19 protein-coding genes are annotated in these 20,610 nt (G+C 70.5%); 7 read left to right on the top strand and 12 right to left on the bottom strand.

The window, feature by feature from the left end; genetic code table 11:
* Positions 1 to 122: 122 nt before the first annotated feature.
* From aroF to VMD91_13730, 5 genes are all read left to right on the top strand, one after another.
* Complete coding sequence (gene aroF / locus VMD91_13750; protein HTW85128.1) at positions 123 to 1,925, top strand: 3-deoxy-7-phosphoheptulonate synthase; 1,803 nt, start codon at positions 123 to 125, stop codon at positions 1,923 to 1,925.
* Between the two features lie 39 nt (positions 1,926 to 1,964).
* Entirely contained in the window at positions 1,965 to 2,750 is a 786-nt protein-coding gene (locus VMD91_13745; protein ID HTW85127.1) for a class II aldolase/adducin family protein, read from the top strand.
* A 113-nt stretch (positions 2,751 to 2,863) separates the two neighbouring features.
* The gene (locus tag VMD91_13740) at positions 2,864 to 3,151 is read left to right on the top strand and encodes a hypothetical protein (protein HTW85126.1); all 288 of its coding nucleotides are present in this window, start codon (positions 2,864 to 2,866) and stop codon (positions 3,149 to 3,151) included.
* Positions 3,152 to 3,241: 90 nt separating this feature from the next.
* Positions 3,242 to 4,210 carry a glutathione S-transferase family protein gene (locus VMD91_13735; GenBank protein HTW85125.1) on the top strand — a complete coding sequence of 323 codons (969 nt, stop codon included), beginning with the start codon at positions 3,242 to 3,244 and terminating at the stop codon, positions 4,208 to 4,210.
* Complete coding sequence (locus VMD91_13730; protein ID HTW85124.1) at positions 4,207 to 4,497, top strand: putative quinol monooxygenase; 291 nt, start codon at positions 4,207 to 4,209, stop codon at positions 4,495 to 4,497. Before VMD91_13735 ends, VMD91_13730 begins: the two co-directional genes overlap by 4 nt.
* Before the next feature lie 4 nt (positions 4,498 to 4,501).
* Here the strand turns inward: VMD91_13730 and VMD91_13725 are convergent, their stop codons facing one another.
* The 3 genes from VMD91_13725 to VMD91_13715 are packed head-to-tail and all read right to left on the bottom strand — an operon-like array spanning position 4,502 to position 7,930.
* Positions 4,502 to 4,870, bottom strand: coding sequence for an MmcQ/YjbR family DNA-binding protein (locus VMD91_13725; GenBank protein ID HTW85123.1), 369 nt, complete (start codon positions 4,868 to 4,870; stop codon positions 4,502 to 4,504).
* 2 nt (positions 4,871 to 4,872) lie between these two features.
* A complete protein-coding gene (mdlC, locus tag VMD91_13720; GenBank protein HTW85122.1) occupies positions 4,873 to 6,453 on the bottom strand; it encodes a benzoylformate decarboxylase in 1,581 nt (526 codons plus the stop codon).
* Position 6,454: 1 nt separating this feature from the next.
* Positions 6,455 to 7,930 carry a benzaldehyde dehydrogenase gene (locus tag VMD91_13715; protein HTW85121.1) on the bottom strand — a complete coding sequence of 492 codons (1,476 nt, stop codon included), beginning with the start codon at positions 7,928 to 7,930 and terminating at the stop codon, positions 6,455 to 6,457.
* A 91-nt stretch (positions 7,931 to 8,021) separates the two neighbouring features.
* On the opposite strand from VMD91_13715, the gene VMD91_13710 reads away from it, so the two are divergent.
* Positions 8,022 to 9,419, top strand: coding sequence for a PLP-dependent aminotransferase family protein (locus tag VMD91_13710; protein ID HTW85120.1), 1,398 nt, complete (start codon positions 8,022 to 8,024; stop codon positions 9,417 to 9,419).
* On the opposite strand, the gene lptC is transcribed toward VMD91_13710, so the two are convergent.
* Genes lptC through VMD91_13680 form a run of 6 tightly spaced genes read right to left on the bottom strand, consistent with a single transcriptional unit; the run spans position 9,411 to position 15,663 of the window.
* On the bottom strand, positions 9,411 to 10,154 hold the full coding sequence (gene lptC / locus VMD91_13705) for an LPS export ABC transporter periplasmic protein LptC (protein ID HTW85119.1): 744 nt from the start codon (positions 10,152 to 10,154) through the stop codon (positions 9,411 to 9,413). The two genes, VMD91_13710 and lptC, sit on opposite strands and share 9 nt — an antisense overlap.
* The gene (locus tag VMD91_13700) at positions 10,151 to 11,101 is read right to left on the bottom strand and encodes an NAD(P)-dependent oxidoreductase (protein ID HTW85118.1); all 951 of its coding nucleotides are present in this window, start codon (positions 11,099 to 11,101) and stop codon (positions 10,151 to 10,153) included. Before VMD91_13700 ends, lptC begins: the two co-directional genes overlap by 4 nt.
* Complete coding sequence (locus tag VMD91_13695; protein HTW85117.1) at positions 11,098 to 12,990, bottom strand: TRAP transporter large permease subunit; 1,893 nt, start codon at positions 12,988 to 12,990, stop codon at positions 11,098 to 11,100. The genes VMD91_13700 and VMD91_13695 overlap by 4 nt, the downstream gene beginning before the upstream one ends.
* Positions 12,991 to 12,994: 4 nt before the next feature.
* Complete coding sequence (locus VMD91_13690) at positions 12,995 to 14,005, bottom strand: TRAP transporter substrate-binding protein (GenBank protein ID HTW85116.1); 1,011 nt, start codon at positions 14,003 to 14,005, stop codon at positions 12,995 to 12,997.
* 45 nt (positions 14,006 to 14,050) lie between these two features.
* Positions 14,051 to 15,295, bottom strand: a complete 1,245-nt coding sequence (locus VMD91_13685; GenBank protein ID HTW85115.1) for a CoA transferase — start codon at positions 15,293 to 15,295, stop codon at positions 14,051 to 14,053.
* A 44-nt stretch (positions 15,296 to 15,339) separates the two neighbouring features.
* Positions 15,340 to 15,663: a hypothetical protein gene (locus VMD91_13680; protein HTW85114.1), complete on the bottom strand. Its 324-nt coding sequence runs from the start codon at positions 15,661 to 15,663 to the stop codon at positions 15,340 to 15,342.
* A gap of 49 nt (positions 15,664 to 15,712) precedes the next feature.
* Here VMD91_13680 and VMD91_13675 point away from each other — a divergent pair, with 49 nt between their 5' ends.
* Positions 15,713 to 17,458 carry an amidohydrolase gene (locus tag VMD91_13675; GenBank protein ID HTW85113.1) on the top strand — a complete coding sequence of 582 codons (1,746 nt, stop codon included), beginning with the start codon at positions 15,713 to 15,715 and terminating at the stop codon, positions 17,456 to 17,458.
* An 11-nt stretch (positions 17,459 to 17,469) separates the two neighbouring features.
* Here the strand turns inward: VMD91_13675 and VMD91_13670 are convergent, their stop codons facing one another.
* The 3 genes from VMD91_13670 to VMD91_13660 all read right to left on the bottom strand — a co-directional run.
* On the bottom strand, positions 17,470 to 17,829 hold the full coding sequence (locus VMD91_13670) for a hypothetical protein (protein ID HTW85112.1): 360 nt from the start codon (positions 17,827 to 17,829) through the stop codon (positions 17,470 to 17,472).
* 2 nt (positions 17,830 to 17,831) lie between these two features.
* A complete protein-coding gene (locus tag VMD91_13665) occupies positions 17,832 to 18,116 on the bottom strand; it encodes a hypothetical protein (protein HTW85111.1) in 285 nt (94 codons plus the stop codon).
* Between the two features lie 119 nt (positions 18,117 to 18,235).
* Positions 18,236 to 20,610 (bottom strand): efflux RND transporter permease subunit (locus VMD91_13660; protein ID HTW85110.1); only part of this gene is annotated, 2,375 nt, incomplete at its 5' end.

The following is a 20,610-nucleotide window of genomic DNA, read 5'->3' as shown; positions in this document are numbered from 1 at the left end:
ACTGGTACTTTTACGCTCGGCAAGCGCCGCGGCGCGGAGAGCCTGTGTAGCCCGAGTCCCGACGGACCCGCACTAACAGAGCCCCTCGCCGACGCGAGGGGCTCTTTTTTCCGGAGATCACGATGGACGCCCAGACGCTGCCCGATCCGACCGGCACCCCGAACCTGACGATGAGCGCGGCCTTCGAAGGGATCGAGGGCTCGTACTCGCACGCGGTGCTCGAAAGCTACGCCGGCCGGCGCGGCGTCACGTTCACCCCGCAGGGGCAGCCGACGTACCGCGGCGTCGCCCACGCCGTGCTCTCCGGCCGCGCCGACGTCGGTCTGCTGCCGGTCGACAACGCGATCGCCGGGACGATCCGCGAAGGCTACGACGTCCTGGCCGAATACGAGCTGGACCTGCTCGCCGAGATCACCTGGCGGATGGATCACAAGCTGCTCGGGGTGCCCGGCGCGACGCTGGACGGCCTGCGCGAGATCGACTCGCATCCGGTGGTGCTGGCCGAGTGCGGCCGCTTTCTCGCCACCCTGCCCGACGTGCGCCGGATCCCGGTGCCCGACACGGGCCTGGCCGCGCGCGACGTCGCCGCGGCCGCCGATCCGGCCCGCGGCGCGATCGCCTCGGCCGCCGCCGCGCAGCGCTTCGGGTTGATCGAGCTGGCGGGCACGATCGCCGACCACCCCGACAACTTCACCCGCTTCATCCTGTTCCGTGCCCGCAACGCACGTGGGCCGGCAGCCGACTTCGAACCGGCCGAACACTTCACCAATCGCAAGACCTCGATCGTGTTCGGCGTCGCCGACGAGCCGGGCGCGCTGGGTCGCGTGCTCTCGGTGCTGGGCGATCACGGGCTGAACTGCTCGAAGCTCGACTCCAAGTCGCGGCTGGGCGCGACGCACCAATACTCGTTCTACGCCGACGTCGACGGCGACGCGCGCGAACCGCGCTTCGACGCCGCGCTGCGCGCGCTGCGTGGCGTGACCTCGGTGCTGCACGTCATCGGCAGCTACGACGCGGCGACGGCCCCGCCGCGCGTGCGCGTCGCACCGGCCGTCGTCGTCGACACGACGCCGCCGGTCGCGCCGGCGCCGCCGGCCAAGTCCTCGACACCGAAGGTGATGCGCCGCGATCTCAACGGCCGCTCGCGCGTCGTGGTCGGCGACGTCATCGTCGGCGACGGACACTTCGTGGTCGTCGGCGGCCCGTGCAGCGTCGAATCGCGCGAACAGGTGCTGGCGACGGCCGAGGCCGTCGCCGCCGCCGGGGCGGTGATGCTGCGCGGCGGCGCGTTCAAGCCGCGCACCTCGCCGTACGCGTTCCAAGGGCTGGGCTTCGAAGGCGTCGCGCTGCTGGCGGAGGCGGGCCGTTCGGTCGGCCTGCCGATCGTCAGCGAGGTGATGAGCATCGACCAGGTCGAGCGGATGGCGCAGTCGGTCGATCTGCTGCAAGTCGGTGCGCGCAACATGCAGAACTTCGACCTGTTGCGCGCGGTCGGCCGCACCGAGCGCCCGGTGCTCCTCAAGCGCGGGATGGCGGCGACGATCGACGAGCTGCTCTCGGCCGCCGAGTACATCCTCGCCGAAGGCAACCCCAACGTCATCCTGTGCGAGCGCGGCATCCGCACCTTCGAGACGGCGACCCGCAACACGCTCGACCTCTCGGCGGTGCCGGTGCTGCGCGAGCGCACCCACCTGCCGGTCATGATCGACCCCTCGCACGGCGTCGGCGTGCGGCGCTGGATCGGGCCGCTGTGCCGCGCGGCGAAGGCCGTCGGCGCGCACGGGCTGCTGGTCGAGGTCCACCCGAACCCCAGCGAGGCGCGCAGCGATGCCGACCAAGCGCTGACCTTCGGCGACTTCGCCCGCGTCATGCGCGAGCTGGACGCCATCCCGCTCCTTCAGGACGGCTTGGTGGGGGCCGGTTAGGCATCCGGCGAAGCGGATTTTCACACAAGGAGGATCGCGATGACCGCTCTCGTCACGCCCGTCCCAGCCGCCACCGGCGCCGCGCCCGCGCGCTGGAGCCCCGAGGAGTGGGCGATCCGCGTCGACCTCGCCGCCGCGTACCGCCTGGTCGCGCACTTCGGTTGGGACGACCTGATCTTCACCCACATCTCGGCGCGGCTGCCGGGTGCCGAGCACCGCTTCCTCATCAACCCGTACGGGATGCTCTTCTCGGAGATCACGGCGTCGAGTCTGGTCAAGGTCGACCTCGACGGACAAGTCGTCGAGCACACCGACTTCCCGGTCAATCCGGCCGGCTTCACCATCCATAGCGCCATCCACGCCGCGCGTGAGGATGCGCAGTGCGTGCTGCACCTGCACACCGTCGCCGGGGTCGCGGTGTCGTGTCAGGAGAGCGGCCTGCTGCCGATCAACCAGACCGCGATGATCCTCAACGGACAGATCGCGACGCACGAGTACGAAGGCATCGCGCTCGACCACGACGAGCGCCCGCGCCTCGTCGCCGACCTCGGCACCAAGAACGCGATGCTGCTGCACAACCACGGCACGCTGACGGTCGGACCGTCGATCCCCGAAGCCTTCCTCACGATGTACTTCTTCGAGCGCGCTTGTGCGACGCAGATCGCCGTCCTCGCCGGCGGCGGAGCGCTGCACTGGCCCACCGACGCGGTGCAACAGGTCGTGCGGCGCCAGGCCGGCAGCGGCGGCACGGCACCCGTGGCGCGACTGGCCTGGGGCGGAATGCGCCGTCTCCTCGACCGCACCGACCCCAGTTACGCCACCTGAGCGAACGCTCGCATTTTCATCGGATACTCAGGAGACGCGCACGCGAGTGCGCGTTTCGCTTTCAGCGCGGCGCGATTCTCACTACTCCGGCCGCGCGGAAGGAGCACTCATCCATGAAAGCACCCTTCGTCCGCACCGCCGCCGCGCTCGCGTTGATCGCGCTCCCGACGGCCGCCTTCGCCCAACCGCTGGGCTTCAAGGGCCCGCATCAAGTCGACGGCCGCATCTCCTGGGCGCAGCCGTACCACTTCGGCTTCTTCGACGGCGTGCAGGTCGTCGAGCACGACGGCACCGTCATCAACCCGACCGGCGCGACGCTCACCCGCGGCATGGCCGTCCGCGTGCTCGGCTTCTGGCGTCCCGACGGCCGCTTCGAAGCCAACGAAATCGACCTTCGTTAGCGACGGCGACGCGTTCGGGGGGAACCGTCCCGTGCGGCGCGGTAGGGGTCGCATCCGCGACCTCGTCGCGCCGCAAGGGGGGACTCGCCGATGACCGTCACGCCGCAGTTTCCGCACGAGCAAGCCGATGACGGACGCTTCGTCCGTCAAGACGACGCCTTCCGCGGCTGGGTGAGCGCCGACGGCGCCACCGGTTATCCGGCAGTCGCCGGCCGCTATCACCTCTACGTCTCGCTGGCCTGCCCGTGGGCGCATCGCACCATCATCGTGCGCAAGCTCAAGCGGCTCGAGGATGCGATCGGAATGACCGTCGTCGACCCGATCCGCGATGAGATGGGCTGGGCGTTTCGACCGGTTCCCGGCGCCTCGCCGGCCGACCCGATCAACCACTTCCACTATCTCGCCGAAGCGTATCAGGCGACGGATCCGCACTACCGGGGCCGCGTGACGGTGCCGGTGCTCTGGGACACGGTCACCCGGCGCATCGTCAGCAACTCGGACGACGACATCATGCGGATGCTCGAGACCGAGTTCGACGCGCTCGGCGACGCGTCGCTCGACCTCTACCCGGTGCCGCTGCGCGGCGAGATCGACGCGCTCAACGCGGCCATCTACTCGACCGTCAACGACGGCGTCTACCAAGCCGGCTTCGCGACCTCACAGCTCGCCTACGAGACGGCTGCCTACCGCGTCTTCGAGACGCTCGACGCGCTCGACGCGCGCCTGGCCGACCGCCGCTATCTGTTCGGGCCCAGACCGCTCGAGACCGATTGGCGGCTGTTCGTGACGCTGATCCGCTTCGATCCGGTGTACGTCGGCCACTTCAAGTGCAACCTGCGGCGGATCGCCGACTATCCCAATCTCTCGGGATACCTGCGCGACCTCTACCAGGTCGACGGCGTCGCCGCGACCGTCAACTTCGATCACATCAAGCGGCACTACTACGTGACGCACGACGAGATCAACCCGACCGGGATCGTCCCGATCGGTCCGCTGCAGGATTTGCGTGCGCCGCACGGGCGCGAAAAGTTGGCCGCCGGCCAAGAAGGGAACGGATGATCGCACTCCACGTGCGCTACGGTTTCAAGCCGGAGGACGTCGACGAGGCGATTCGCTGCTTCACCGCGATTCAAACCGCGACGCGGCGCGAGGCCGGCTGCCTGGCCTACAGCGCGTTTCGCGCCGACGACGATCCGACGTCGTTCTGGCTGCACGAGGAGTGGGAGAGTCCCGCTCACCTGCAAGCGCATTTCGAGACCGAGCACTTCCAGCGCTACTCGGTCGGCGGGCTGCAGAAGATCGCGGTGGTCCGCGAGATCACGCGCGGCGCGCCGGCCGCGCTCTGAGGGGCTACGCCGAGGGCCGGCGGTCGAGCTCGGCGACGCGCCGTTTGGGCGCGACGAGCCGGAAGCTCTCCTCGATCCAATCGCGCAGTAAGGCGATCGGCAACTCCTCGACGTGCGGCACGGTGACCCAGCCGGCGTTGCCCAAGCCATAGGTCGTCGGCGACGCGCCCGGCGCGGCCAGCGCGGCGGCGTGCGCGTCGCCGCGCAGCTTGATCACCAACCGCACGCGGTCATCGTCCGGCGTCGGCAGCCAGACGAAGATCTTCTTGTCGACCTTGGCGACCAATTCGCCCCATGGGCTGTCTTCGTACGCGCCCGGAAACCCGAGTGCGAACGTCTTCAGCCGCGCGCAAACGCCCGCCGTCGCGGCCATCGTCAGTAGAGCTTCGCCGCCTCGTCCTCGATGACGACGTCGATGAGGACGGGACCGTCGGAGCGAAAGCCGTCGCGCAGCACCTGGTGCAGGTCGGCGCGTCGCTCGACCCGCACGCCGGCGACGCCGTAGCCGCGCGCCAGCGCGAGGTAGTCGACGCCCGCGACCGCCATGCTGGGCGTGTGCTCGAAGCCGAGCAGCTCGGAGAACGAGCGCATCGCACCGTACCCGCCGTTGTTGACGATGACGAACGTGATCGGCAGGTGCAGCTGAGCGGCGTTCCACAGCCCTTGGATGCCGTAGTGCGACGAGCCATCGCCGATCAGCGCGACGACGCGCGTGCCCGGCGCGCCGAGCGCGGCACCGATCGCCGCCGGCAAGCCGTACCCCAGGCTCCCGCTGCCCGAGGTGAAGAAACGGCCCGGCTGCAGCGGCAGCGTGTCGTGCAACGTCGTGTGCACCGAGGGTGCTTCCTCGACCAGAATCGCTTCGCGCGGCATCGTCTGCGCGAGCGTGTCCAAGAGCGCGGCGATCGAAACGCCGCTGCCCGGTGCGACCAGCGGTCGCGGACGCGGCGCGGGTAACGGGCGCCCGTTGGTGGGGATGCGCTCGAGCAGTCGCGCCATCGCGGGTCGCAGGGTGGTCAGGATGCTGGTTCCGATCGCGGCCGAGGCGGCCTCGTCGGGATCGTCGGTCAGCTGGTAGAGCGTCGTGGCCGCGTCCAGGAACGCGCCTTCGGTGTGGACGTGGAAGTTGAACACCGGTGCGCCGAGCACGACCACGACGTCGTTCGGCGCGAGCATCTCGCGCACGCGCGAGCGCGTGCGCGCCAGCGCGCCGGCGAACAGCGGATGATCCTCGGGAAAGCTGCAGCGGCTCGCCAGCGCGCTGGCCCACACCGGCGCCGTCAACCGTTCGGCCAAGCGAATGACGCTCTCGACCGCGCCGTCGCGATCGACGCCGGCGCCGACGACGATCGCCGGTGCGCGCGCGCCGCCCAGCGCGAGCGCGACCTCGTCGAGCAGCGCCGGACTGCCGGTCTGGTCGTCGATCACCCGGCGCGGGTGGAACGGTGCCGCTTCGGCATCCCAGTCGTCTTCGGGGATCGAGACGAAGGTCGGTCCGAACGGGCGCGTCGTGGCGATGGCGTGCGCGCGCGCGATCGCGCGCGGCACGTCGGCGGCACGCGCCGGCTCGACGCTGAACTTGACGTAGGGCTGCGGAAACGTGGCGGCGTCCTTGGCGTACAAGAACGGATCGCCGGGCAACATCGCGCGCGTCTGCTGGCCCGCGATGACGACCAGCGGCGCGTGGTTGCGCGCGGCGGTGTACAGCGTGCCGAGCGCGTTGCCCAGTCCGCCGGCCGAGTGCAGACTGACCAGCGCGGCACGTCCGGTCACTTGCGCGTACGCGTCCGCCATCGCGACCGCGCTGCCTTCGTGCAGCGCGGTCACGTAGCGGAAGTCGTCGGGCCACTCGCGCAGGAAGCGCAGCTCGGTCGAGCCCGGATTGCCGAAGACCGTCGTCATCCCGAGCGTGCGCAGCAGCGCCTCGGTCGCCTCGCGAACGGTCGCGGTCGTCACGTCAGAACGGATACTGGTGCCCTCGCTGGCGGATCGTCAGCCACCGCCAGGTGGTGAACTCCTCGAGATTGGAGAGGCTGCCGAAGCGGCCGCCGTTGCCCGACGCACCGAAGCCGCCGAACGGGATGCGCGGATCGTCGTTGACGGTCTGGTCGTTGACGTGCGCGAGCCCGGTGCGCAAACGCGCGGCGATCGCGCCGGCGCGCGCGACGTTCGCCGAGTAGATTCCCGAGGAGAGCCCGTACTCGGTGCGGTTGGCGAGCGCGATCGCCTCTTCGTCGGTCGCGAAGGTCGTGATCGGCGCGACCGGCCCGAAGATCTCTTCGCTGAAGGCGGGCATGTCGGGCGTCACGCCGGTCAGCACCGTCGGCCGGTAGAAGCGGCCCTCGTGGGTCGCGCCGGTCACCACGCGCGCGCCGGCCTGCACCGTGCGATCGACGATGTCGACCACGCGCGCCAACTGTTCGTCGTTGATCAGCGGTCCCAGCGCGACCTCGCCGGCGGACGGGTCGCCGACCGGCAAGCGCGCGGCGCGCTCGACCAGCTTGGAGACGTACGCGCCGGCGATCCTCTCGTGCACGAGATGGCGGCTGGACGCCATGCAGATTTGCCCCTGGTGGAAGAACGAACCGAACGCGCCGGCCGAGCTGGCCAGGTCGAGGTCGGCGTCGTCGAGGACGATGAACGGCGAGTTGCCGCCCAGCTCCAGCGCGACGCGCTTGAGCGAACGCCCCGCGGCGGCACCGACGAGACGTCCGACCGCGGTCGAGCCGGTGAACGAGATCATCGAGACGTTCGGGTCTTCGGTCAACGCGGCGCCGGGTTCGGCATCGCCCGGCACGACGTGGAACACGCCGGCGGGCAGGCCGGCCTGTTCGAGGACTTCGGCGATCACGAAGCCGCCGATGACGGCGGTCTGCAGGTCGGGTTTGAGGACCACCGTGTTGCCGAGCGCCAGGGCCGGCGCGACCGAGCGCATGGCCAGGATCAGCGGCATGTTCCAGGGCGTGATGACGCCGACGACGCCGATCGGCACGCGCACGGCGATGCTCTCGACCTCGGCCGTCCGCTCGATGATCCGGCGCGCTTCGTGCTCGACCAGGTTCGCCGACTCGCGCAGCTCGCCGGCCGCGATCTGGACCTCGAACCCGGCCTTGGCGGGGATGCCGCCGGTCTCGCGGACGTTCCAGGGGGAGATCTCGCCGGCCGCCGCTTCGAGCAGGTCGGCCGCGCGGTGTAGGATCGCGGCGCGCTCCGCGGGCGCGGTGGCGGCCCAGGAGGGGAAGGCGTCGGCGGCGCGCTTGCTCGCCGCGGCCACGTCGGCCACCGAGGCGACGCCGATCCGCCCGATCACCGCGCCGGTCGACTTGTCGAGGACGTCGGCGGTCCCGCCGGTCGTGCTACGCCAGCCGTCGCTGTAGAACCGGCCGTCCCAACGGTCCGGCCGAAGCAGGCCGGGAGCGCTCGTCTCGATCATGGTATGACCTCCGCCTCCCATGGTGCCGGGCGAGCGGCCCGTGCGGCCAGAGCCAGGGAATACGGAATTGGACCAAAACTCTGGTCCAATCGTGGACATCTCCGCCCTGACCGGTTGGGAGTTGGGTCCGGGGCGCCTTCCCCAGCGCCTGGCGGCCGCGCTCGAGCGCGCCCTGGTCGCCGGCGTGCTCGGCGACGGACCGCTCCCGGCGGAGCGCCGGCTGGCCGCCGCGCTGGGCATCAGCCGCGGGACGGTGACGGCCGCCTACGCCGAGCTCAAGGACCGCAAGCTGGTCGCCAGCCGGCCCGGCGGCTACACCGAACCCGACCACGTCGCGCTGGCGGCGCCGGTACGCGCTGCGCGCTTGGCCGCGCGCTGGACGGTCGAGGAGACGATCCTGCGGGAGTACGCGACCCGCGATCCGGCCGGGCTCGACCTCTCGTTCGCGTTCCTGGGGACCCCCGAGGGCGCCCAGCCGCTGATCGACGCGGCCTTCGCCCGCGCGTTGACGCACCGGCCCAACCCGACCGGCTACGTGGCGGCGGGTCTGGCGGGCCTGCGCGAGCGCATCGCCGACTGGTACACGCACACGCTGCTGCTGCGCACCAGCGCCGACCAGATCGTCATCACGCAAGGCGCGTATCAGGCCATCTATCTGGCCGCGATGCTGGCGCTCTCGCCCGGCGACACGGTCGTCGCCGAAGTGCCGATGTATCCCGGCGCGCTCGACATCTTCCGCATGCACGGCGCGGTGATCCGCGACGTCGGGATGTTCGACGAGCCGAAGACGCTCGACGCGCTCGAGCGCGCCGGCACCGACGTCGCGCTCGTCTACGCGACCAGCGCGTACCGTAACCCGATCGGCACGACGATCGACGCGCGCTCGGCGGCGCGCTTGGCGCGCTGGTCGGCGCGCGCCGACGTGACCGTCGTCGACGATCGTGCGCTGGGGCTGTGCGGTTTCGGCGAGTGGCCGCGCCCGCTCGCCTCGTTCGCGCCCGACGCGCCGATCCTGACCCTGGGCTCGCTCGACAAGACGACGGGTGCCGGCACCCGGATCGGCTGGATGCGCGTGCCGCGCGCCACCGCGCCGAAGCTGGCGCGGCTCAAGGCGATCGCCGATCTGACCTCGCCGCCCTTGATGCAGCAGGTCGCCATCGAGCTGCACGACGACTTGGCCGCGATCGCGGCGCTGCGCAGCGCCGAGCTCAAACGCCGCTACGAACGGCTGGCGGCGCGCCTGCGCACGCGCTTTCCGCGCTGGCGCTGGGAGACGCCGGCCGGCGGCGCCTCGATCTGGGTCGACGTCGCGACCGACGCCGACGTGCTGCAACGCGCCGCCGGCCGCGCCGGCGTCACGCTCGTCACCGGATCGGCGTTCTTGCCCGGCGGCGAGCACGGCCGCCACGTGCGGATCGCGTTCGCGCGGCCGGAGACGCTGCTCGATGCGGCCGTCGACCGCCTCGCGAGCGTGGTGCGCTCAGGGTGAGTGCGACGGCGAGGGTGACGGCAGCGGGGTGAGCGGCGTCGGCACCGGCGCGCGCTGCGGCGGCGTGATCCCGGGCAGCGGCGCGAGCATCGGGCCGGGGTGGGGCGGCGCGGTCGCCGGCGCGCCCGAGCCCCGCGGTGCGGGCGCGCTCGAGGCCGGCGCGGTGATGACCAGCGGCGAGCCCGACTCATCGGTCTGCCCGCTGCGCAAGTTGACGTTGACGCGGTCGCCGACCAGCGTCGAGCCGTGCTGCGAGAGCGCGACCGCGCCGTCGAGATAGAGCTTGTGGTGCTTGCGATCGAGGATCATCGTGTCGGCGCTGGCCGTGCGATCGACGCTGGCGTAGTGCGCGTTGCCGGCCGCGCGATAGGCGTCGAGCTTCCCGTTGACGTCGAGCTCGTCGCAGGTCAGCGTCGAGGGCTCTTTGGCGGAGCCCGCGATCGTGCCGCCGCTGGTGCCGTTGTCGTGTACGCGCACGTGTCCGGTCAAGACCGCGGTGCCGTCTTTGGTGTTGCCGACCGCGTTGTCGGCGTAGGCCACCAGCCCCGGCTGCGTCAGCTTGACCGGCCCCGACGCGGTAAACGCGCCGCTGTCGGGATTCCAGTGCGCTTGCGGTGTCTCGACGGTGTAGTAACGGCTGCCGACCGCGGCTTTGGGCGCCGGCGCGCGCGACGGCGAGGGCGCCGGCGAGGCGGCCACCAGCGCGAGCACACCCGCCAGCGCGAGCTGCTTCACAAGCTCACCGGCAGCGGCGGCGGCTCGCCGCGCAGGAACGCGATCAGGTTGTCGGCGCCGACGAGGGCCATGCGGGTGCGGGTCTCCACGGTTGCGCTGCCGACGTGCGGCACGACGACGACGTCGTCGCGCGCCAGCAGCGGATGCTCCGGCGGCAACGGTTCGGGGTCGGTGACGTCGAGTGCTGCTCCGCGCAGCCGGCCGCTCTCGAGCGCCCGCAGCAACGCCGCGGTATCGCAGATCGCGCCGCGCGCGACGTTGACGAACACCGCGCCGGGCTTCATCTTCGCGAACGCCGCGTCGTCGAACAGCCCGCGCGTCTGCGGGCCCAGCGGCACCAGCACGACCAGTACGTCCGCCTCGGCCAGCAGCTCGTCGAACTCGCGGTAGGTCGCGCCGGTGACGGCGTCGTCCTCGCGCCGGTGACGGTTGTGGTAGGCGATGCGCATCCCGCTGAGCTGCGCGCGCCGCGCGACCTCGAGGCCGATCGCGCCGAAGCCCAGAATGCCCAGCGTCGCGCCGGCCAGATCGCGGCTGTAGGGCGGAACCTCCCGCATCCAGCGGCCCGAACGCACCCATGCGGCGTTATGCGCCAGCTCGCGCTGGCCCATGATGACCAGCCCGAAGGTCAAGTCGGCGACGGCGGAGTTGAGCGAGCCGCGCGTGTTCGTCAACGCGATGCCGCGCGCTTTGAGGACGTCGCGCGCGATGTTGTCGACGCCGACGGAGACGGTCGCGACGATGCGCAGCCGCGGCGCCGCCGCCAGCAGCGCCGCGTCGACCGGGGTCGCCGAGCTGACCAAGATCCCGGTCGCGCGTGCGAGCGCGGCGTCCCACTGCTCGCGCGGCTGCGCGCTCACGTCGAGCACCTCGGCGTGCGCGCGCAACCGGTCGACGACCGTGGTGGGAACGGCCGTCAGCACGACGACCAGCGGAGCGTCGCTCACGGCGTCTTGGGCAAGAAGCCGAGCGAGATCCAGGGCACGAAGGCCACGATCAGCAGGCCCACGATCAGGGCGACGAAGTACGGGAAGAGCGGCCGCACCGTGTGCTCCGCCTCCGCCTTGCCGATCGCGCAGGCGCCGAAGAATCCGATCCCGACCGGCGGCGAGAACAGCCCGATGCCGCCCGCCAGCACGGCGACGATCGCGTAGTGGATCTCGTTGATCCCGGCCGCCTTCGCGACCGGGAACAGCAGCGGGGCGAACAGCACGACGGACGGGATGCCCTCGAGCACGGAGCCGATGATGATCCAGAACACGACCGAGGCCAGCATGATGCCGATCTTGCCGCCCGGCGCGTGCGCCAACAGATCGGCCAGCTGCTGCGCGAAGCCCGACTGCGTGAGCGCCCAGCCCATCGCCGTCGCGGTGGCGATGATGAGCAGGATCGCGCCGGCCAGCGCGACCGTGTCGATGAGGATCGGATAGAAGCGCCGCCAGTCGAACTCGCGGTAGATCACGACCCCGACGACGATCGTGTAGATCACGCCGACGACGCTGACCTCGGTCGCGGTCGCGATGCCGGCCACCACGAAGTAGCGGATCAAGAGCGGCAGCACCAGCCCCGGCAGCGCGACCAGGAACGCCTTCGCGATGGTACGGAGCGAGGCGGCCTTCGAGAGCGTCGCGTTCTCGCGCTTGGCGTCCCACAGCGCGACGATCACCAGCAGGACCGCGCACACGAACGCCGGCAAGAGGCCGGCGGTGAACAGCGCGGCGATCGAGATGCCGGTCACCGAGCCGATGATGATCAGCACCAGGCTGGGCGGAATCGTATCGGCCATCGCGCCTGAGGCCGCCAGCAGCGCGGTCATCGAGGTGCGCTTCTGGCCGCGCCGCTCCATGTCCGGAAACAGCACCGGGGCGACCGCGGCCATGTCGGCGATCTTCGAGCCGCTGATGCCGGAGACGAGGTACATCGCCGCGACCAGCACGATCGAGAGGCCGCCGCGCAAGTGGCCGACGACGCTGGCCAGCGCCTCGACCAGCCGCCGCGCGATGCCGGCGCAATCCATCAAGAGTCCCAGGAAGATGAACAGCGGGATCGCCAGCAGGACCAGGTTCGAGATGCCTTCGTCCATGCGGCCGACGACGGTGTTCAGCGGCACGGTCGTCACGATCGCCAGATAGCTGAGCGTGGCGACTCCGAACGCGAACGCGATCGGAACGCCGATCGTGATGAACGCTCCGACCATCACGACGAAGAAAATGACCAGGTTGAAGTTGCCCAAGCCGGCGAACGCGCCGCGCCCGATCCACGTCAGCACGCTGATCACGACCGCGGCGGCGACGACGCCGGCGACGACGCCCGGACTCCCCTCGGACAGACGCAGCAGCGCCAGCACCAGGATCAGCGCCAAGCCGACGATGATCGCGAGCACGACGTACGATTGCGGGATGCTCAGCGCGGGCGTGAGATCGATCTCCTCCTGTTTGAAGAACGTCACGCTGGCCGGCATCAGCTCGATGACGAACAGCGCGGTGACCACCGACGAGATCGTCTCGAGCACGTCACGCACGTGCGGCGACGCGCGCCGCAAGACCACCGAGAGCCGGATGTGCTCGCCGCGCCGGTACGCGATCACCGCGCCGAGCATCGCCAGCCACAGGAACAAGATGGTCGCGAGCTCGTCGCTCCAGACGAGCGGGCGCACCATGACGTAGCGGGTGAAGACCCCGGCCGCCAGGATGATCACTTCGATCACGACCAGGGCCGCCGCGATCGGCTCGACGACGGCGCCGATGGCGCGATCGATCGCGGCGGCCCAGGCTCGCCGGAAGACGAACCGTGGGACGCCGACCTCGGCCTCGATGATGCTCTCGGCTATGGCCATGCGATCACGCCAGCTTGTTGGCGTATTTCTCGAGCGCCGCCCACGCCTTGTCGCCGAACTCCGCTTTCCAGCGCTTGTAGTAATTGGCGGCGCTCAGCTTGGCTTTGAAGCTCTGCTTGTCGACGGCGTTGAAGACCATCCCCTTGGCCTTGAGGTTGGCGGCCGCGGTTTCGCTGAGCTTCTGCGTGTCCGCCCGCGCTTGGATCGTCGAGGTCGCGAGCTCCGCTTGCACGATGTCCTGCAGGTTCTTGGGCATCTTGTTCCAGACGTCCTGATTGACCAGCGTCCAGTACCCCGACCAGATGTGCTCGGAGAGGGCGACGTACTTTTGGACCTCGTAGAACTTCTGCTGCTCGATCAGGACCAGCGGATTCTCCTGCGCGTCCACGACGTGCGTCTGCAGCGAGGTGTAGAGCTCGCTGAGCGCGATCGGGGTCGGCGAGGCGCCGAGTGACTCGAACGTGTCGATCCGAATCTTGCCCGGCGAGACGCGTATCTTCAGTCCCTGCAGATCGGCGGCGGTGCGCACCACCCGGCTCGAGGTGGTGATGTCGCGGAACCCGTTCTCCCAGATCTTGTCGAACACCACGATGTTCGCGGCCCGGATCGCGTCGCGGATCACCGCACCGAGGTCGCCGTCCATCGCGCGGAAGACCGTCTCGCGGTTCGGGAACGCGTAGGCGAGGTTCTCGATCGAGGCCAGCGGCACGACCGAGTTGAGGAAGGCGCCCGGCAACGCAAGCATCTCGATCGCGCCGCTGCGCAGCGAGGCAAGCATCGACGGATCGCTGCCGAGCACGCTGACCGGGAACCCCTTGATCTGCACTTGCCCGCCGGTCCGTTTGGCGATCCGGGCGAAGGCCTCGTTCGAGCGCAGGTTGGTGGGATGATCGGCGGGCAGATCGTTGCCGTACTTCCAACTGAACTGGTCGGCTGCGCGTGCCGGCACGATGATGCCGATCGAGGCGAGCGTCGCCAAGGAACTTCCGACGAATTGCTGGCGGGTCACGGGCATAAAACTTCCTCCTCGGAAAACGGCACGCGACGATGGCCCTTTCCCTTACGTCCTCGACGTTGCGCGATCCCGGTAGCGCGGGTCGTCGATCGCGCCGCGCGCGGCCAGCTCGTCGAGCTCCGCCTCCGAGAGGCCGAGCTCACGGCCCAGCACCTCGACCGTGTCGGCGCCGACCACGCTCGGCGCGGGCGTCGGCTCGACCGTGCCGGCGCGCGCGAAGCGCGGGAAGGCGTTGGCCATCGTGACCGTGCCGAGGTCCGGGTCGGCGACCTCGATCAACGACCCGCGCGCGGCGATCTGGGGATTGGCGAAGACGGAGTCGATGGTTTCGAGCGGTCCGACCGCGCAGCCGGCGGCCGTGAACCGCGCGATCGCCTCGTCGCGCGCGTGCGCCGCGCAGAACCCGGCCAAGAGCGCGTCGAGCTCCTCACCGTGCGCGACCCGGTCGAGATTGGTGCGAAAGCGTGCATCGGCGACCAGCTCGTCGCCGCCGATGGTGCGCAGCACGCGCTCCGCGACCTCCTGCGTGCTGCCGGAGAGCGCGACCCACGCGCCGTCGGCACAGCGATACGCCCCGCGCGGCGCGGTGTCTTCCATCCGGTTGCCCAAGCGCGCGTGCAGCGTTCCGTTGGCGGCGTACTCGATCAGCTGCGACTCGACCAGCTTCATGATCGCCTCGTAGATCGCGAAGTCGATGATCTCGCCGGCGCCGGTCTTCAGCCGCCGCACGTAGGCGGCGCAGACGGCCGCGGTCGCGGCTTGGCCCGCCATGACGTCGGCCAGCGGCACCGGCGGCAAGAGCGGCGGCCGATCCTCCCAGCCGGTCACCGACGCGAGGCCGGTCATCGCCTCGGCCAGCGTCCCGAACCCCGCGCGATCGCGATACGGACCGTCTTGGCCGAACGCCGTCATGCGCAGGACGATCAGGTGCGGCGCCAGCTCGAGCAGCCGCTCCGGACCGAGGTTCCAGCGTTCGAGGGTGCCGGGGCGAAAGTTCTCGAGCAGGACGTCGAAGCTCGGCAGCCAGCGCAGCAAGAGCCGTTGCGCCTGCGCGTCGTGCAGGTCGAGCGCGACGCTGCGCTTGTTGCGCCCGAGCGACTTCCAATACAAGCCCACGCCGTCGCGCTGCGCGCCGTAGCGCCGCGAATGGTCGCCGCTGCCCGGCCGTTCGAGCTTGATCACCTCCGCGCCGAAGTCGGCCAGCATCGCGCCGGTCGTCGGGGCCGCGATCATCGTCGCGCAATCGAGGACGCGCACGCCGCTGAGCGGGCCGCTGCCGTTCGCCGCCATGCGGTCACTCTCGCCGTCCCCGCCGGCGATCCCCTGCGCGCGGGCTACTGCTGCGGCGGGCGGACCGTCTGCGGGACGAGCCCCGGTCCGGGGACGATGTGCGGCTCGAACCGGAGCGGTCCGCGAGCCTGGTTGGGAACGGCCAGCGGGTAGAAAGCCGGTGGGACGGGGTAGCCGGGGGAGCCCCACTGCGGCCGCGGGGGCCCTTCGTCGGGCGTGACCTGGCGCTGGACGGTGAACGCCGCCAACGAGCGTGGGACGCTGAACGTCACCAGGCCGCTCGAAGCGACCGGGTTGACGTGGGCGGCGTCTTGCGCGCCCGCCGGGCTCGCCGGCACGAGCAGCGCGAGCACGAGCAGCGACCGCATCGGTATCCTCGGCATGAGCTACCGACAGTCTACCCCGAAAGGCGGCCCTATGCGACGTTCCACGCTGCTCGCCGGTCTCGCCGCCACCGCCGCCGGGGTCTCTCGGCCGACCGGCTCTGTCGCGGCGGCGGGGGACGCCGACCTCATCGTCACCGCGCGCACCATCCACACCGTCGATCCGGAGCTCCCGCGCGCGACCGCGTTCGCGGTGCGCGGCGAACGGATCGTGTACGTCGGCGACGCCGACGGCGCGCGCGCCTGGCAGGGCAGGCGGACGCGCACGCTCGACCTGGGTGACGCCACGGTGCTCCCGGGCCTGATCGATGCGCACTTGCACTTCCTGGCCGTCGGGGCCGTACTGCAAGAGATCGACCTGCACCACGTCGCCACCTACGAGGAGGTCGTGCGGCGCACCGTCGCGTTCGCCGCGACCTCGCCCGACCGCTGGATCCTCGGTGCGGGTTGGGACCAGAATCTGTGGCCGGGACAAGCCTTTCCGACCCATGAGCTGCTCAGCGCGGCGTTGCCGGATCGGCCCGTCGTGCTGGTGCGCGTCGACGGTCACGCGCTGTTGGCGAATGCGGCGGCGATGCGTCTGGCCGGCGTCGATGCACGCACGCCCGATCCGCCGGGCGGCCGCGTCCTGCGCGACGCGAGCGGCGCGCCGACCGGCGTGTTCGTCGACAACGCCAAGGACCTGATCCAACACGTCGTGCCGCCGCCGACGCCCGCGCAGCTGCAACGCGCCGCGCGCGCCGCGCAAGCCGAGTGCCACCGCTGGGGGTTGACCTCGATCGGCGAGCCCGGCGTCGACCAGCACGGCTTCGACGCTTACGACGCGCTGCGCAGCGAGAATGCGCTGACGATGCGCATCCACGCGATGATCGCCGGCAGCGACGACGCGCTGCTGCAACGGCGCCTGGCGGCCGGCCCGCAGCACCTGACCGCCGACGGACGCTTCGCCGTGCGCGCGATCAAGCTCTACGCCGACGGCGCGCTCGGCTCGCGCGGCGCGGCGTTGCTGGCGCCGTACAGCGACGACCCGACCAATCGCGGGCTGATCCTCACCCCGCCCGAACGGATCGACCAGGTCGCGCACGCGGCGTTGCGCGCCGGCTTTCAGGTGTGCACGCACGCGATCGGCGACCGCGCCAACCGCAACGTGCTCGACGCCTACGCCGCGGCGCTGCGCGACGTCCCGACCCACGACCACCGCTTCCGGATCGAGCACGCGCAGGTGCTGGCGCCCGAGGACATCCCGCGCTTCGCGCAGCTGGGCATCCTGCCGTCGATGCAGACGACGCATCAGATCAGCGACATGGGCTGGGCGCAGGAACGCCTGGGCCCCGATCGCGTGCGCGGCGCGTACGCCTGGCGTTCGCTGCTCGCCACGGGCGTGATCATCGCCAACGGCACCGACGCGCCGGTCGAGGTCGTCGACACGCGCCGCACCTTCCACGCCGCGATCGCGCGCCAGGACGAGGCGAATCAGCCCCCCGGCGGCTGGTATCCGGCGCAGCGCATGACCCGCCCCGAAGCACTGGCGTCGATGACGATCTGGGCGGCGCACGCCGCCTTCCTCGAACACGAGATCGGCTCGCTCTCGGTCGGCAAATACGCCGACTTCACGGTGCTCGACCGCGACTGGATGCGCGTCCCGCCCGAGGAGATCATGGCCAGCCGCATCCTGGCGACGTACTCGTCGGGCCGCCAAGTCTACGACGCCGCCACCGCCCCGCAAACCACTGGCTTCGCCCCCCGCCCCGGTCGCCGCGGCGGCTGCGGCTGCGGCTGAACGCGACCCGATCAGCGCGGAGCCGAAGGCCGCCCGAGGATGGCGCCCACGATCGCGTCGCGCCGTGCGAGTGTGTAGCCCGGCCTCCCCGCGCTGCGTGACCCACGTCGCGAAAGCGGCACGATCGAAGTCGCCGGCGCGCGCAGCCGCGACGGCGCGGATGCGGATGTGCGTAGAGGCCTTCCGGTTGTCGCGTGAAGTCGAGCGACGCGAGTGCGTCGCGGATCACGTCCGAGCGAGCACCGATAGAACGTTGCCGCGCTGCCGCCGCACAGGACGACGTTTTCGCCGGCGTCGAGCAGCGCCGTCGACACGGCGAAGGCGACGTCCACGAGCGTCGCATCGAGCGCGAAGCGCGGGCGGTCGGCCACCCTCAAACCGCCTTCCCGGCGCGCCGAGGACGTTGGCGAGTCGCGCTGACCGCATCGACGAGCTCGGTGTCGGCTTGGCCCATCCGGGCGAGCAGATCGTGCAAGGTCGCGTAGTGCTGGTACCGTTTGTTCAGCTCGTAGACGCGCGTGCGGCCCATCAGCCGTGAGGCGAGGATCCCGTCGCGCTCGAAGTCGGCCGCGACGCGTTGCACGGAGAGGAGCGGCTCGCCCAAGAGCTTCGCAGCCTGCACCGGATAGGTCTGTTCGAGCAGGCCGATGAGGCGCAAGAACCGCTCGCGGGTTCGCGATCCAAAGAGGTACTTCGGCGTCCGACCAGCGCCGCGCATACACGAACTATATCAGATACGCCTTAACGTGACTACGGTTCTGATATATATTTATGAGGCTACGAGCGCGCGATTCGGGTGGGGGCGTCGAACAGCGTCGGCTCTTCTTCGGCCCGGGTACGGCGGCCGTCGCCGTCGCCCGGCGGCAGCGGCGCGCGGCGCGGTGCGACCGCGACGTAGACGACCGGGACCAGCAGCAGCGTGAGCAGCAGCGAGCTGATCAGACCGCCGATCACGACGGTGCCGAGTGAGCGCGCCGCTTGCGAGCCCGGGTCGAGCGCGAGCGCGAGCGGGATCATGCCCGCCACCATCGCGACGGTCGTCATCATGATCGGCCGGAACCGCTCGCGCGCCGCCTCGCGCATGGCGCGCACGCGGTCGAGCCCTTCGCGCATGCGATGGTTGGCGAAGTCGACCAGCAGGATGCCGTTCTTCGTCACCAGGCCGATCAGCAGGACCGTCCCGATCAGCGAGAACAGGTTGAGCGTCTGGTGGGTGAGCGCCAGCGAGCCGAGCGCGCCGACCGCGGCGACCGGGACGGCGAACATGATGATGAACGGCGTGCGGTAGCTGTTGTAGAGTGCGACCATCAACAGGTAGACCAGCAAGATCGAGAGCAGCAGCGCGATGCTCATGCCGGTCACCGTGTTGCTGACCGAGGCCTCGTTGCCGCCGGAAGCGGCCGCGACCGTCACCGTCTTGGGCAGGTTCAACTTGGCCAGCCGCTTGGCGAAGTCACGCTGGACGTTGGAGAGGATCGCGCCCGGCGCGAGGTTGGCGCCGACGTAGACGACGTTCTGGCGATTGATGCGCATGATCATCGGCGGCGCCGGCGCCTGCACCAGGTGCGCGATGTCGCCGACGTGGATGATGTCACCGTTGCTGGCCCGCACCGGGATCGCCTCGATCGCGCCCAGCGAGTCCTGCGCGGTGATCGGATAGGTGACCAGCACGTCCTTGAGGCCATCGGGGCCGGTGAACTGGGTCGCGAGGTCGCCGCCGAACGCCGCCTCGATCGCCGTGGAGGCGGTGCCGACGCTGGCGTCGAGCGCGCGCGCGCGATCGCGGTTGAACTGCACCTCGACCTGCGGCGCGTCGCCGGGGTCGGAGGTCGTCACGTCGATCGCGCCCGACGTCGCCTTGAGCGCGGCATAGACTTGCTTCGCGGCGGCTTCGGGCTCGCCGTTGACGGCCGAGACGACCTCGTCGATCGGCTGACTGTTGCCGCCTGACGTGTCGGTGGCGGGGACCGCGACGGCGTCGGCGCCCGGCGCCAGCCGCCGCGCGTGCTGCTGCACGTCGGTGACCCAGTAGGCGGTGGGGTGCGCACGATTGTCCTTGAGGAAGATGTGGATCTGCGCGACCGCGCCGTTGTCGATGTAGCCGCTCAGCTGGCCCATGTAGGCGCCGGCCATCGACGCCTCGGCTTGCATGTCGGGAATCGAGTCGACGTACTTCTCGACCTGCAGCATTCCGGCGCGCGTCGTCTGCAGCGGCGTCCCGGCCGGCCAGTTGAGGGTGAGGTACAGCTCGCCGCGATCGACGGGCGGAATGTACTCGAAGCCCACGATGCCCAGCGGGATCAGCACCAGCGCGAGCACCAGCGAGAGGCCCGAGGCGAGCACCACCAGGCGGCCGTTGCGCAGTCCCCAGCGCAGCGCGCGGTCGACGTACCACGAGCGCGCGCGCTCGAAGCGGTCGGTGAAGGCTTCGATGATCCCCCACGGGCGCCAGCGCGAGAGCAGCGCCCAGCGGCCGGCCAGCGTCGGCGTGACGGTGAACGACACGAACAGCGAGGTCAGCGTCGCGACGGTCACGACCAGGCCGAACTCGCGCAAGAACAGCCCGACGGCGCCCGGCAGGAACGAGATCGGCAGGAAGACGACGACGTCGACCAGCGTGATGACGATCGCGGCGACGCCGATCTCGCTGCGTCCGGTGACCGCCGCGACCGCCGGCGCCTCGCCGTTCTCGAAGTGCCGCTCGACGTTCTCGAGCACGACGATCGAGTCGTCGACCAGGATGCCGATGATCAGCGTCATCGCCAGCAGCGAGACGGTGTCGAGCGTGAAGTGGGCCAGCTTCATCGCCGCCAGCGTGACCAGCAGCGAGGACGGGATCGCGATCATCACGACGATCGCGTTGCGCCACGATCCCAAGAAGAACAGCATCACGATCCCGGTGAGGATGATCCCCTCGATCAGCGTGTGCTCGACGCCGACGACTTGCTGCTCGGTGTAGGTCGCCTGCACGTGCGCGACTTGGAAGTCGACGCCGGGAAACTGCGCTTTCAGCGAGGGGATCGCTTTGAGCACCTCGTCGGCGACGGTCACCTCACTGGCTTGCGTCGCCTTCTGCACCAGCAGCGTCACGCCGGGGCGCCCGTTCTGCGAGGAGAACACGCGCTGCACCGCGGTGCCGTCCACGACGGTCG

The sequence above is a fragment of the Candidatus Sulfotelmatobacter sp. genome (assembly GCA_035504415.1).
Classification (GTDB): Bacteria; Vulcanimicrobiota; Vulcanimicrobiia; order Vulcanimicrobiales; family Vulcanimicrobiaceae; genus Vulcanimicrobium.
This window is presented reverse-complemented; position numbering and strand designations above follow the sequence as displayed.

What these genes read in the sequence shown, in the direction of transcription:
- VMD91_13740 (HTW85126.1), top strand. Translation starts at nt 2,864, where the DNA reads ATGAAAGCACCCTTCGTCCGCACCGCCGCCGCGCTCGCGTTGATCGCG.
- VMD91_13715 (HTW85121.1), bottom strand. Translation starts at nt 7,930, where the DNA reads ATGATCGAGACGAGCGCTCCCGGCCTGCTTCGGCCGGACCGTTGGGAC.
- VMD91_13725 (HTW85123.1), bottom strand. Translation starts at nt 4,870, where the DNA reads ATGGCCGCGACGGCGGGCGTTTGCGCGCGGCTGAAGACGTTCGCACTC.
- VMD91_13735 (HTW85125.1), top strand. Translation starts at nt 3,242, where the DNA reads ATGACCGTCACGCCGCAGTTTCCGCACGAGCAAGCCGATGACGGACGC.
- aroF (HTW85128.1), top strand. Translation starts at nt 123, where the DNA reads ATGGACGCCCAGACGCTGCCCGATCCGACCGGCACCCCGAACCTGACG.
- VMD91_13690 (HTW85116.1), bottom strand. Translation starts at nt 14,005, where the DNA reads ATGCCCGTGACCCGCCAGCAATTCGTCGGAAGTTCCTTGGCGACGCTC.
- VMD91_13680 (HTW85114.1), bottom strand. Translation starts at nt 15,663, where the DNA reads ATGCGGTCGCTGCTCGTGCTCGCGCTGCTCGTGCCGGCGAGCCCGGCG.
- VMD91_13675 (HTW85113.1), top strand. Translation starts at nt 15,713, where the DNA reads ATGCGACGTTCCACGCTGCTCGCCGGTCTCGCCGCCACCGCCGCCGGG.
- VMD91_13745 (HTW85127.1), top strand. Translation starts at nt 1,965, where the DNA reads ATGACCGCTCTCGTCACGCCCGTCCCAGCCGCCACCGGCGCCGCGCCC.
- VMD91_13730 (HTW85124.1), top strand. Translation starts at nt 4,207, where the DNA reads ATGATCGCACTCCACGTGCGCTACGGTTTCAAGCCGGAGGACGTCGAC.
- VMD91_13695 (HTW85117.1), bottom strand. Translation starts at nt 12,990, where the DNA reads ATGGCCATAGCCGAGAGCATCATCGAGGCCGAGGTCGGCGTCCCACGG.
- VMD91_13685 (HTW85115.1), bottom strand. Translation starts at nt 15,295, where the DNA reads ATGGCGGCGAACGGCAGCGGCCCGCTCAGCGGCGTGCGCGTCCTCGAT.